The organism is Acinetobacter sp. WCHA29 (genome assembly GCF_002165335.1).
Taxonomy (GTDB): Bacteria; Pseudomonadota; Gammaproteobacteria; order Pseudomonadales; family Moraxellaceae; genus Acinetobacter.
Window position 1 is genome coordinate 110999 of sequence record NZ_NHRQ01000001.1, and the last position, 13427, is coordinate 124425.

The window sequence follows — 13427 nt, forward strand, 5'->3', positions numbered from 1 at the left end:
CAAGGATAGATTCTTTGAAACTTCCCAATTCTTGCATTTCTATATGAAGAATTGGGGAAGCGATTAAATACTTAAAACTTTTTCACCACGTGCGATACCAGACACACCAGAACGTACAACTTCTAGAATGGTATTTTCAGCAAGTGCATCAATAAAACCATCAATCTTTTCAGTTGTACCTGCGATCTGAATCGTATAAGTGGTTGGTGTTACATCAACGATTTGGGCACGGAAAATATCAGCTGTACGCTTAATTTCCGCACGAGCGGCACCTAAAGCTTTCACTTTAATCAACATAAGCTCTCGCTCAATATGCGCACCTTCTGATAAATCAACCACCTTAACCACTTCAACTAATTTATTCAGTTGTTTTGTGATCTGCTCGATTTTGTGATCATCACCATAAGTTGTCAGCGTCAAACGAGATAAAGTTTCATCTTCAGTTGGCGCAACGTTTAAAGTCTCAATGTTGTAACCACGTTGGGAGAATAAACCGACCAAACGAGAAAGCGCGCCTGCTTCATTTTCTACAAGTACAGAGATAATGTGTCTCATGCCGTGCGCTCCCCTTTACCTAACCACATATCTTTCATCGACTGACCTGCAATCAACATTGGATAAACATGCTCTGTACGATCAACCATGACATTAATGAATACACATTTATCATTAATTGCCATTGCTTCAGCCAGTTTAGAATCCAATTCATCTGCATGATTGATTTGAATACCTACGTGACCATAAGCTTCCATCAATTTTGCAAAATCAGGTAAAGAATCTACATAAGAGCTTGAATGGCGCCCTTCATAGTTCATGTCTTGCCACTGCTTCACCATGCCTAAAGCTTGGTTATTCAAGCAAAGAATTTTCACATTTAAGCCATATTGCTTACATGTTGATAATTCTTGGATACACATCTGAATTGATGCTTCACCTGTAATACACACGACTTGTTGATCTGGGAATGCCAGCTTGGCTGCCATCGCATACGGCAGGCCAACGCCCATTGTTCCCAAACCACCTGAATTGATCCATTGACGCGGGCGCTTGTATTTGTAGTACAAGGCACCAAACATCTGGTGCTGACCTACGTCAGACGTAATGATCGCTTCACCATTGGTCACACGATCAAGCGCTTCCACCACTTGTTGTGGTTTCATTTCACCATTTTGAGCCGCTTCATAGCGTAAGCCATGAACTTTACGCCACTCATTAATCTGAGACCACCATTCAGCAATTGCTTCCGGATTTGGCTTGGACACATTCATCTGTTTCAACTGTACCAACATTTCCTGAAGGACAGGTTCAACCGCACCCACAATTGGAATATGCGCCATGATGGTTTTTGAAATGGTCGCTGGGTCAATATCAATATGAATGACTTTGGCATTTTGACAGAACTTGGCTGGATTGTTGGTCACACGGTCATCAAAACGTGCCCCAATCGCCAAAATCACATCGGCATTATGCATTGCCATATTGGCTTCATAAGTACCATGCATCCCTAACATACCCACAAATTGTGGATCATTACCTGGGAAAGCACCTAAGCCCATCAACGTATTGGTCACTGGATAACCCAATAGATGTGCAAGTTCAGTCAACAATGCCGAAGCATTGCCCTGAACAACACCACCACCTGTATAAATCATTGGGCGTTTAGCAGTGATCAGTTCATCAATGGCTTTACGAATTTGACCTGAATGTCCACGTGAAGGCGGTTGATATGAACGCATCTTCACTTTTTCAGGATATTCGTAGGCAAATTTTTCTGCTGGATTGGTGGCATCCTTAGGAATATCAACAACCACTGGGCCTGGACGACCAGAAGAGGCAATATAAAATGCTTTCTTAATAATGGCAGGAATTTCGCTGGCGTGACGCACTTGGAAACTGTGCTTTACGATTGGACGAGAAATACCAACCATATCTGTTTCTTGGAATGCATCTTCACCAATTAGGTGACTTGCAACTTGCCCTGACAAAATCACCATTGGGATTGAGTCCATATAAGCCGTTGCAATAGGAGTAACAGTATTTGTTGCACCTGGACCAGAAGTAACAAGAACAACACCTGTTTTACCAGTTACGCGCGAGTATGCATCTGCCATATGACCAGCAGCTTGCTCATGACGTACAAGGTAATGATTAATTTTGTCTTGTTGAAAAAGCGCATCATAAATATGTAAAACTGCGCCGCCTGGATAACCAAAAACATGCTCTACGCCTTCGTCCGCAAGCGCACGAACGAGCATTTCACCACCAGATAAAAGTTCCAACGTGATTCACCCTAGTGTTAGTACAATTTATGGGAGACATAAATTGTATTTTCATTCATTAACTTATGCACTTTTCTAAGTGTGCGTATTCTACTCGTTTTTGCTGCAATAGGAAAAATTTTCTGACTCATCAGCCGTATAAGCTGTTATTACATCTCGAATCAAAACATGTTGGGATAAACATATTTCAAAAAATCATTCTCTCGGCTAGAAAGAATGTCCATTGCAAACCATGACATTTATTCGAAGGGTGATCAAATAAGCGCATATAAAACTAAGCAAGCATTTTTGTTGCTTTCATACACAAAGTCAAGAATAAAGAAAAGGTTTTTTTAGAATAATTTTTAGCTGTTGTTTTTTTAATCTCTCAGTTCAAGGTGATTTATCGATCCAAATGCCCATTTATCAAAAAACTATTTTCTTTTTATACAAAAATAGGCATTGTGATGAGCTAATTCAAACATTTTGATCGAATATAGACAAAATTCTTTTGGGGGGAGATCAAATTATGAAACCATCATATTTTAAAACAAGCCTATACGCTGTCGCAACTACGACTCTGCTTCTTTGTTCTAGCCAAAATTATGCTCAGCAGTACTACAAATGGATGGATGCTAATGGTTCAACCCATTACACCACGACTCCTCCACCAAAAGGAGCAAAACGATTAGATAGAATTTCCACTTATGGGACTAGCACTCAAAATACAAACCCGCCGAAAGCACAGCAACCTCAAAACGAAAATCAACCATCTGAAAATCAACCCAATCAAAATATGACTCGACCGCCAATAGATGAAATACCTCAAGCGCCTGCTGTTTCTGCTGCACCCATTACACCTCGTGGTATATAAAATCTAATCATAGACTTTATTGTTGTTTAAAATCTTAAGGTGGCTATGATTTATTTGTCACCTTGCTTGGATAAAATAAAAATATTATTAAAAAACAAAACAATATATCAATACTGTTTCAATATTTACACATTATTATGACGGCTGTATTGAAAGCCTCGTCATCTAAAAAAAGAGAGCCTTTAACAAATTCAAAGATACTCACTTTTTTAAAATACACCAACTGGTTTCCACTCGCATCATTTAGAAGATAAAATCCTCAGCTAAAAACTGACATCCCCCCCTATTTTGCGCTATGCTGTGCGGTAATCTTAACTTTAATTTTTGTTGTATCGCATATCCCTATGACGACTTCTCACATTGACTCCGAATATCAAGCAAGTGCCATTGAGCCTCAAGTTCAACAAGACTGGGACAATCGCAAAGTTTTTAAAGTTGCAGACACTGTAGAGGGCAAACATCGCTATATCCTGTCGATGTTCCCTTACCCAAGTGGCAAGCTGCATATGGGGCATGTGCGTAACTACACCATTGGTGACGTGATCAGCCGTTTTTATCGTTTAAAAGGTGAAACAGTATTACAACCAATGGGTTGGGATGCGTTTGGTTTACCTGCTGAAAATGCAGCTATCGCTCATCAAGTTGCACCAGCAAAATGGACATTTGAAAATATCGCATATATGCGTGACCAATTAAAAAAATTGGGTTTGTCTGTAGACTGGGATCGTGAATTTGCCACCTGTACACCAGAATACTATCACTGGGAACAATGGTTATTCGTACAACTTTATAAGAAAGGCTTGATCTATCGTAAGCTTTCAACAGTGAACTGGGATCCTGTAGACCAGACAGTGTTGGCCAACGAGCAAGTTGAAAATGGCCGTGGCTGGCGTTCAGGTGCATTGGTTGAAAAACGTGATATTCCAATGTACTACTTCCGCATCACTGACTATGCACAAGAATTATTAGACGATTTAGACACATTAAAAGATGGTTGGCCACAACAGGTCTTGACCATGCAACGTAACTGGATCGGCCGTTCGACAGGAATGGAAATCACCTTCCCTTCTGCAAATACTGAAGTCTATGCAGATGGCCTAACCGTTTATACAACGCGTGCGGATACCTTAATGGGTGTGACTTATGTTGCTGTTGCAGCAGAGCACCCTCTTGCGCTTAAAGCAGCAGAAAACAATCCTGAATTGGCTGCATTTATCGAAGAATGTCGCATGGGATCAGTGGCTGAAGCTGATTTAGCCACTGCCGAAAAGAAAGGCATGGCAACAGGTTTATTCGTAAAACATCCTGTAACTGGTGATGAGCTTCCTGTCTGGATCGCAAACTACGTATTAATGTCATACGGTTCGGGTGCTGTGATGGCTGTGCCAGCACACGACGAACGTGATTTTGAATTTGCCAACAAGTTTAATTTACCAATCAAACAAGTGATCGATGCTAAAGGCACTGATGATGCTGAATACTCAGTTGCTGAATGGCAAGAATGGTACGGTTCTAAAGATGGCAAATTGGTGAATTCTGGCGAGTTTGATGGTTTAGCATTCCAAGCCGCTTTTGATGCCTTCCTTGCAAAATTAGAACCACAAGCTTTGGCAAATTCTAAGGTTCAATTCCGTTTGCGTGACTGGGGTGTTTCTCGTCAGCGTTACTGGGGTTGTCCAATTCCAATGATCAACTGTAACAACTGTGGTCAAGTCACCGTTCCAGAAGATCAATTGCCAGTGGTATTACCGACCGATGTGGTTCCAGATGGTTCGGGTAACCCATTGAACAAGATGCCTGAATTCTATGAAACCAAATGCCCAAGCTGTGGCGGCGATGCGCATCGTGAAACAGATACCTTGGACACCTTTGTAGAATCCTCTTGGTATTATGCACGTTATGCATCTCCAGACTTTACTGGCGGTATGGTAAAACCTGAAGCAGCACAAAGCTGGCTACCGGTGAATCAATATATCGGTGGTGTAGAGCACGCAATTCTGCACTTACTTTATGCCCGTTTCTTCCATAAATTGATGCGTGATGAAGGTGTGGTACAAGGTAACGAACCATTTACTAACTTGCTCACTCAAGGCATGGTGTTGGCAGACACCTTCTACCGTGAAGCAGAGAATGGCAAGAAAACTTGGTTCAACCCTGCTGACATCGAATTAGAGCGTGACGAAAAAGGTCGTATCCTTTCAGCGAAATATTCAGGTGATGGTCAGGAAGTTGTGATTGGCGGACAAGAAAAAATGTCTAAGTCGAAAAACAACGGTATTGATCCACAAGCGATTATCGACCAATACGGCGCAGATACCGCACGTGTCTTTATGATGTTCGCTGCACCACCTGATCAATCTTTAGAATGGTCAGATGCAGGTGTTGAAGGGGCTAACCGCTTCTTGAAACGTGTATGGCGTTTGGCTGCTGGTTTCTTGGAAAAAGGCAATCAGGCAACGGCAATCGATAGCGCAAATCTTTCTACAGATGCACAAGACTTACGTCGTAAAACCCACGAAACCATCCAAAAAGTGGGTGATGACATCGAACGTCGTCATGCGTTCAATACTTCTATTGCTGCATTAATGGAGTTATTGAATGCGACCAACAAGTTTGAAGCAAAAGATGACAATGATGTAGCCGTTGCACGTGAAGCAATTACAACTTTATTGACTTTACTTGCCCCATTTGCACCACATTTAAGTCAAACACTTTTAGCACAGTTTAGTATTGATATTAATACAACACTGTTTCCACAAGTGGATGAGTCAGCGTTAACCCGTAATACGCAAACGATTGTTGTACAAGTGAATGGTAAACTTCGTGGTAAGTTAGACGTCGCAGTCGATATCTCAAAAGACGAGTTACTGTCTTTGGCAAAAGCACTGCCAGAAGTTCAACAATTCTTAACTGGTCCAACCAAGAAAGAAATTGTAGTGCCAAATAAACTTGTTAATTTAGTTGTTTAATAATTCTTTCTAACCTCTCTTAAATATAAGAGAGGTTTTTAATCCTCTACCAAAGAGGAATTAGAATAGATTTGATTAGAGGAATAAATATGCACTTAGCACAACGTTTAGCTGCTATCGTTTTAACTTTAGGTCTAAGTGCAGGCTTAGTTGGCTGTGGCTTTCATTTAAAGGGAAGCTATCCAACGGCAACACCGTTGGTTTATAACAAACTAACTTTGGTTTTACCTGACAATACCGATGAACTCGAGAATCGTCTCAGCATCTATCTCAGTGCTACGGGCGTACAACTCAGTAATGCCAATGATGCCTATGTACTTCGTATCTTAGATTATACCCCTCGTCGCCAGTTATTGAATGGTAAATTGACTGAAGTACTATTGCGTTTAACCGTGACTTTCCAAATTGAAGATCGTCAAGGCAATAAAATCACAGAACCACGTACACTCACTGCATCTCGCACGTACCAATATGATGTGGCAACTGTAAATACAGATAACCAACAAGAAGCGTATCTGAACCGTATCATTATTGATGATATTGCCCAGCAAATTACGCGTCAAATTGCAGCGAATCGTTTACCCAAAGCTCAACCATAATTACTTTTTATGAAGTTAGATTATGTTCAAGCATTAAAACGCATTACAAAAGCCCGTGGTGCATGGATCATTCATGGGCAAGAACCTTTGCTTGAGCAAAACTTACTCGATGGATTTCGTAAAAGTTGGCAGCAGCATGAAGTTGAACGTCAGCGTTATGACATCAGTAGCGTCAATGATTGGAAAAATGTTTTTAATGCGCTGAATAGCTTATCGCTGTTTTCTCAGCAACTCGCCATTGAAGTACATGGCAATATCAAGCCTGATGCCAATGGCTTAAGACTGCTGAAAAACTATATTCAACAGAATGAACATAACTTATTGCTCATCGTTTTACCTAAACAAGACAGCAGCAGTTTAAAGTCTGCCTTTTTCCAAGTCGTGGAGGCCAATGGTGTTGTGGTTTCTTTGACCGCAACTTACCCACAAGACCGACAAAAAATCTTAAATTTAGAAGCAGAAAAACTAGGCATTCAACTAGATCATGATGCTTGGCAATGGCTGATGGAGCACCATGAACATAATCTATTGGCTGCGAAAAACAGCCTAATGCGTGTTGCAGATACCTTTCCCGATATCAAACAAATCCAGATTGATCAACTCTATGAGTGTTTACAAGATCAATCACGCTATACCACCTATGATTTAAGTGATGCATTATTAACAGGAAATTTAGCTCAATCCGTTAAAATCTATCAGTATCTTCTTGCTGCTGGCGAACCAGATAGTTTGATCTTATGGACACTCAGCAAAGAAATGCGTCTACTCATGCAACTTTTTGAGCAGCCACAGAATGCATTGCAATTAGGGATTTGGAAAACTAAAGTTTCGCTTTATCAGCAAGCATTACGCCGCTTAAACCCTCGTCAGTTTTTAAAATGGCCTGAACTTTTATTAGCAATTGATGCTGCAATTAAAGGAATGTCTAAAGAAAACTCAGAACATCTGATGCTTCAAGCAATCAGTGAACTGTGTGGTACAACTTTATTTCCAAGCTTTTCTTAAAGATAAATAAAAAAGGATGACTTTATGTCATTGGATTTAACCACAATCCAGAAAGAACAAATCAAAGATATACTTTCGCGTGCTGATGCTCTTATTATCAGCGCAGGTGCTGGCATGGGTGTTGACTCTGGGCTACCTGATTTTCGAGGCAATCAAGGCATGTGGCGAGCTTATCCAGAACTCGGTAAACAACGTATCGACTTTACCGAAATTGCCAATCCAGCAGCGTTTAGACAGCAACCACGTTTGGCTTGGGGTTTTTATGGACATCGTTTGGCACTATATCGTCAAACCTTGCCGCATCAAGGCTTTCATTTACTCAAACAACTCGCTGAAAAATTAGCACTCCCCTACTTTGTATTTACTTCGAATGTTGATGGGCAATTTCAAAAAGCAGGTTTTGATCCAAACCAAATTTATGAGTGTCATGGCTCGATCCACCATCTTCAATGCTCAGAACCTTGCCAACTCACAACATGGTCAGCAAATGAATTAACACCTGAGATTGATCATCAAAATTGTCAATGGTTAGGACAACTCCCACTATGCCCACATTGTGGCAAGTTATCCCGTCCAAATATTTTGATGTTTAATGATTATGCTTGGGTCAGCCAAAGACACACGCAACAAGCGAGGCGCTTAGAAAATTTTTTAGAAGCCCACAACCAATCTATTGTCATTGAAATAGGTGCAGGCACAACTATTCCAACCGTTCGTTATTTCAGTGAACGCTTCGCACCACAACTCATCCGCATCAATCCTCGTGAAGCAATACTTCCATCCAAGGGTGGAGTTTCAATCGCAGAAAATGCAGTCATTGGTATTCAAAATATTTATCAGATTCTAGTCGAGTAATTTCAATAAAAATTTGATAATAATTATCATTATAGATTAAAAATATCCACGTTTTATCCTTATTTCGCTTTTATACTGGTTTGAGTTTCCAAATCTCGATCTGTTGCCATGCCCAAAACAAGTTCTAAAAAAATACCATTCAGTAAAATAATAATGATCGCTATCGGTGTCGCGATTATTGCAGCCGTTGCATGGTTTTTCTTTAAACCTAAAGATCAAGCACCACAATATATTAGTGCTGAAGTTTCCAATGGTGATATTGAGGATTCAGTACTCGCAACGGGTGTACTGGAAGCAACCAAGATGGTCAGTGTGGGTGCTCAGGTTTCAGGTCAAGTGAAAAAAATGTATGTTCAGTTAGGCGATCAAGTCAAACAAGGTCAACTGATTGCACAAATCGACTCGATTCGCCAAGAAAACGAATTAAAAACAGCCAAAGCGAATATTCAAAATCAACAGGCTCAATTGGCGGTACAACAAGCCAATTTAGCAAAAGTGGAAGCTGAATATAAACGCCAACAGGCTATGTTTAGCCAAGATGCAACTTCACGCGCAGAACTTGAAACAGCATTAGCAAACTTTAAAACAGCACAAGCTCAAATTGCAGCAATCAATGCGCAAATTGAACAATCTCGTTTAACACTCGCAACTGCACAAGAGAATTTAGGTTATACCAGTATTATTGCACCAATGGATGGGACAGTGGTTGCCATTGTGACCGAAGAAGGTCAAACGGTGAATGCCAATCAAACCGCACCAACGATTGTGAAATTGGCGAAATTGGATACGATGACAATTAAGGCTCAAATTTCTGAAGCCGATGTTATGAAAGTTGAAAAAGGTCAAACCGTTTACTTCACGACATTAGGTAATAGTGAAAAAAAACATTACGCACAGCTACGTCAAGTTGAGCCAGCACCAAACTCTATTAATACCGAAACAACCAATACTAGTTCATCATCATCAAGCACAGCCGTGTATTACAACGCTTTGTTTGATGTTCCAAATGAAGACGGTAAGTTACGTATTGATATGACTGCACAAGTCTATATTGTTTTGGCTGAAGCGAAAAATGTACTAACAATCCCTGCCGCTGCCATCCAAACTAAACGTTCAAACAAAAAAGAAAATGGCAATAATTCGGTTGCAACAGATAAAGCAAAAAATGCAGATACTCAGAAAGCGCAGCATCCTAAACGCCTAGATTTGACTGAAGCTGAAAAAGCCTTAATTGCTCAAGGTAAAGCATCCACAGGCATGGTTCGTGTGTTACAAGCGGATGGAACTGCTCAACCTCAACCTGTGTTAATCGGCCTTAACAATCGTGTTACTGCACAAGTGCTGAGAGGTTTAAAACAAGGTGATCAAGTGGTGATTGCCGATGCAACTGATAGCTCAAACGAATCAGCAAAACGTAGCAATCAACGTCCAATGAGAATGTAATATGACCCAAGATCAAACGCATTCTTCACAGCCATTACTTGAGGTTAGTGACCTCACCCGTGAATTCCCTGCGGGTGAAGGTACAGTACAAATTCTCAAAGGCATTGATTTAAAAATTTATGCAGGTGAGTTGGTTGCCATTGTTGGACAATCAGGCTCAGGTAAATCGACCCTGATGAACATCTTGGGTTGTCTGGATAAGCCCAGCGCAGGAAGTTACAAGGTCAATGGTCGAGAAACACGCCAACTAGAACCAGATGAACTGGCACAACTGCGCCGTGAATATTTTGGTTTTATTTTCCAGCGTTATCACTTACTGGGTGATCTGAGTGCTTCTGGTAATGTTGAAGTCCCAGCCATTTACGCAGGCGTAGACAGCCAACTTCGCCAACAGCGTTCGGCTGAGCTACTCTCAGAACTCGGACTTGAAGAACGCTTACATCATCGACCAAGCCAGTTATCTGGTGGTCAGCAACAACGTGTTTCAATTGCCCGTGCATTGATGAATGGCGGTGATGTGATTCTTGCCGATGAGCCAACAGGTGCATTGGATAAGAATAGTGGTGTTGAAGTGATGCGTATTTTGCGTGAGCTGAATGCCAAAGGTCATACCATTATTCTGGTCACCCACGATCTGAATGTTGCCAAGAATGCGACCCGTATTATCGAGATCAGTGATGGTAATATTATTTCAGACCGTGCCAACGTGCCTGAGAATGCAGATTCAGATTTAGAACATCAAACCCTGCAACGCACACCACAAAAGAAAACCTCAACGTGGCGTTCTTTTTTTGACCGTCTCGGTGAAGCATTCCGCATGGCACTGCTTGCCATGAATGCCCACCGTATGCGGACTTTCTTGACTATGCTTGGGATTATTATCGGGATCGCATCCGTGGTCTCGGTGGTTGCACTTGGGAATGGCTCACAGAAGCAAATTCTAGAAAATATCAGTAGCCTCGGCACCAACACCATTACCGTGTATCAGGGGCGTGGTTTTGGTGATAACTCGCGTGCTTCACAAGTCAAAACACTGGTGCCTGCCGATGCCGATGCACTGGCGGAACAACCCTATGTGGATGGAGTCAGTCCCTCTGCCAACACCAGCGTCACCTTGCGTTATAAGGATACCGAAGCATCGGCAACTGTAAATGGTGTCAGTGCAGATTTCTTCTATGTCCGTGGCATGACCTTTAAATCAGGACAGCCTTTTGACAAAAACAGTGTTACTCAGCGTGCCCAAGATGTGGTGATTGATACCAATACGGAGAAAACCTTCTTTGCAGATGGGACCAATCCTGTCGGTCAAGTACTGCTATTAGGCAGTGTACCCAGTCGTATTATTGGCGTGATTGATGCTCAACAAGGTTTTATGGGCAACTCTGACAGTTTGAATGTTTACTTGCCTTATTCGACAGTCATGAGCCGTATGTTAGGTCAGTCTAATGTGCGTAGCATTATTGTTCGTATTAAAGATGAATATCCAAGTAGTGCCGCTGAAAATGCCATTTTGACTCTACTTGAACAACGTCACGGCGCACAGGACGTATTTACCCAAAACTCTGACAGTATTCGTGAAACCATCCAGCAAACTACAGCCACCATGACCCTGTTAATTTCTGCAATCGCGGTGATTTCTTTGGTCGTTGGTGGTATTGGGGTCATGAACATTATGCTGGTTTCTGTGACTGAACGAACCCAAGAGATTGGTGTACGTATGGCGGTTGGCGCCCGACAAAGTGACATTTTGCAGCAATTCCTGATTGAAGCAATTCTGGTCTGTTTATTGGGCGGTATACTCGGTGTACTACTCTCTTTAGGGATTGGACAAGTCATCGGACACTTTGCCAAAGGCATTATTGAAATGAGTTATTCGACCACCTCGATCGTAGCGGCCTTTGTCTGCTCAAGCATGATTGGTATTGTATTTGGCTTTTTGCCAGCACGAAATGCGGCACAACTCGATCCAGTTGCTGCTTTAGCGAGAGAATAAGGAATTTGAGTATGTCTTTTCAATTCACAAAATTAGGACTCGCACTGGTACTCACTGGCTCCTTAGCTGGCTGTTCTGCTGTGGTGAAAACCCCCTATAACACCCCAACAGTCCAAGTGCCACAACAGTTCCAATACGATGCACAAAAAAGTAAAAGCATCAATTTAACTGATCAATGGTGGACGTTATTTAATGATACTCAACTTAATCAGTTGGTCGATCAGGTTCTCTCTAAAAATAGTGATTTAACTGTTGCCGGAATCACCCTTAAACAGGCCCGTTTACAGGCAGGACTGGCGGAAAATAGACAAGGCATTCGCACCAGTTCGAGTGTATCAACAGGTCATAATTATGAGCTACGCTCTGGAGAAGGAAGTGACCGTGGTTTATCAGCAAGTGTCGGTGTTAGTTATGAAGTCGACCTATTCGGTAAACTGGCCAACCAGACCGAAGCCAGTCGTTGGGAAGCTCTAGCCACTGAACAAGATTTGCAAGCCACAGCACAAAGTCTGGTTGGAACCACAGCGAAACTGTACTGGCAGCTTGGCTATCTGAATGAGCGCTATCAAACCATTCAGCAGAATTTGGCTTCGACCCAAAAAACCTATTCTTTGGTACAGTCGCAATATAAAGCGGGTGCGGTTTCAGGCTTAGATTTAACTCAAGCGGAACAATCGGTACAAAGCCAAAAAGCCAGTCTGAGTCAGATTGAACAACAACGTGTCGAAGCACGTACTGCGATTGCTGTATTGCTACATGAACCTGTTCAACAACTGAATATTCAAGAGCCTACACAACTACCTCGCAATGCTCTGCCGAATATCGCTGTGGGGCTACCTGCGGATATTTTGTCGCGTCGCCCAGATTTACAAGCTTCAGAATTACGTCTACGTAAAACACTATCGAATAAGGATGCAACCAAAGCCAGCTACTACCCTTCGATTAATCTCACAGGTAATTTAGGTGCTTCGAGTACATCGCTGACACAACTTTTGAAGAATCCTGCACTCACTTTAGGTGCGAGTTTAAGCCTACCCTTTCTTCAATATAATGATATGAAGAAAGATATTGCGATTAGTGATCTGGAATATGAAAAAGCGATTATTCAATATCGCCAAACGCTATACCAAGCATTCGCTGATGTAGAAAATGCATTGTCGAATCGAACACAACTGAATCAGCAAGTACAGTTACAGCAACGTAATGTAGAGTTAGCTAATAAAACTGAGCGACTTACCAAAGTGCGTTATCGCAATGGTGCAATCGCCTTAAAGAACTTACTAGATGCCCAAGAGACTACACGTAATGCACGACTGAGCTTAGTTGAAACCAAGCAGAGTCAATACAATGCTTATGTGACCTTAATGCAAGCACTAGGTGGAAGTCCTGTGAAAGAATTACTTGTGCAATAACACACGAGTTGTTATTGTT

The 13427-nt window shown here is 41.7% G+C and carries 10 protein-coding genes; 8 read left to right on the forward strand and 2 right to left on the reverse strand.

Translation table 11 applies throughout. The annotated features are described in order from the left end of the window. Positions 1–63: 63 nt before the first annotated feature. On the reverse strand, positions 64–555 hold the full coding sequence (gene ilvN / locus CDG59_RS00550) for an acetolactate synthase small subunit (protein ID WP_005162601.1): 492 nt from the start codon (positions 553–555) through the stop codon (positions 64–66). Further along, entirely contained in the window at positions 552–2279 is a 1728-nt protein-coding gene (locus CDG59_RS00555) for an acetolactate synthase 3 large subunit (RefSeq protein WP_087542907.1), read from the reverse strand. Before CDG59_RS00555 ends, ilvN begins: the two co-directional genes overlap by 4 nt. 508 nt (positions 2280–2787) lie before the next feature. Here CDG59_RS00555 and CDG59_RS00560 point away from each other — a divergent pair. From CDG59_RS00560 to CDG59_RS00595, 8 genes are all read left to right on the forward strand, one after another. Next, on the forward strand, positions 2788–3132 hold the full coding sequence (locus CDG59_RS00560; protein ID WP_087542909.1) for a DUF4124 domain-containing protein: 345 nt from the start codon (positions 2788–2790) through the stop codon (positions 3130–3132). 344 nt (positions 3133–3476) lie between these two features. Next, positions 3477–6101, forward strand: coding sequence for a leucine--tRNA ligase (gene leuS, locus CDG59_RS00565; protein WP_087542911.1), 2625 nt, complete (start codon positions 3477–3479; stop codon positions 6099–6101). 89 nt (positions 6102–6190) lie between these two features. After that, a complete protein-coding gene (lptE, locus tag CDG59_RS00570; RefSeq protein ID WP_005218406.1) occupies positions 6191–6700 on the forward strand; it encodes an LPS assembly lipoprotein LptE in 510 nt (169 codons plus the stop codon). Between the two features lie 9 nt (positions 6701–6709). Beyond that, the gene (gene holA, locus CDG59_RS00575) at positions 6710–7705 is read left to right on the forward strand and encodes a DNA polymerase III subunit delta (protein ID WP_087542912.1); all 996 of its coding nucleotides are present in this window, start codon (positions 6710–6712) and stop codon (positions 7703–7705) included. A 24-nt stretch (positions 7706–7729) separates the two neighbouring features. Further along, positions 7730–8560 (forward strand): SIR2 family NAD-dependent protein deacylase, encoded by an 831-nt coding sequence (locus CDG59_RS00580; protein WP_087542914.1) that lies wholly within the window; start codon positions 7730–7732, stop codon positions 8558–8560. 108 nt (positions 8561–8668) lie between these two features. Next, positions 8669–10003 carry a MacA family efflux pump subunit gene (locus CDG59_RS00585; protein WP_087542917.1) on the forward strand — a complete coding sequence of 445 codons (1335 nt, stop codon included), beginning with the start codon at positions 8669–8671 and terminating at the stop codon, positions 10001–10003. A 1-nt stretch (position 10004) separates the two neighbouring features. Beyond that, positions 10005–11996, forward strand: a complete 1992-nt coding sequence (locus tag CDG59_RS00590; RefSeq protein WP_087542919.1) for a MacB family efflux pump subunit — start codon at positions 10005–10007, stop codon at positions 11994–11996. An 11-nt stretch (positions 11997–12007) separates the two neighbouring features. Then, positions 12008–13408 carry an efflux transporter outer membrane subunit gene (locus tag CDG59_RS00595; RefSeq protein ID WP_087542921.1) on the forward strand — a complete coding sequence of 467 codons (1401 nt, stop codon included), beginning with the start codon at positions 12008–12010 and terminating at the stop codon, positions 13406–13408. Positions 13409–13427: the final 19 nt, after the last annotated feature.

Coding starts and splice junctions, on each gene's coding strand:
- ilvN (WP_005162601.1), bottom strand. CDS start 555: ATGAGACACATTATCTCTGTACTTGTAGAAAATGAAGCAGGCGCGCTT.
- CDG59_RS00560 (WP_087542909.1), top strand. CDS start 2,788: ATGAAACCATCATATTTTAAAACAAGCCTATACGCTGTCGCAACTACG.
- CDG59_RS00585 (WP_087542917.1), top strand. CDS start 8,669: ATGCCCAAAACAAGTTCTAAAAAAATACCATTCAGTAAAATAATAATG.
- lptE (WP_005218406.1), top strand. CDS start 6,191: ATGCACTTAGCACAACGTTTAGCTGCTATCGTTTTAACTTTAGGTCTA.
- CDG59_RS00590 (WP_087542919.1), top strand. CDS start 10,005: ATGACCCAAGATCAAACGCATTCTTCACAGCCATTACTTGAGGTTAGT.
- CDG59_RS00580 (WP_087542914.1), top strand. CDS start 7,730: ATGTCATTGGATTTAACCACAATCCAGAAAGAACAAATCAAAGATATA.
- leuS (WP_087542911.1), top strand. CDS start 3,477: ATGACGACTTCTCACATTGACTCCGAATATCAAGCAAGTGCCATTGAG.
- holA (WP_087542912.1), top strand. CDS start 6,710: ATGAAGTTAGATTATGTTCAAGCATTAAAACGCATTACAAAAGCCCGT.
- CDG59_RS00595 (WP_087542921.1), top strand. CDS start 12,008: ATGTCTTTTCAATTCACAAAATTAGGACTCGCACTGGTACTCACTGGC.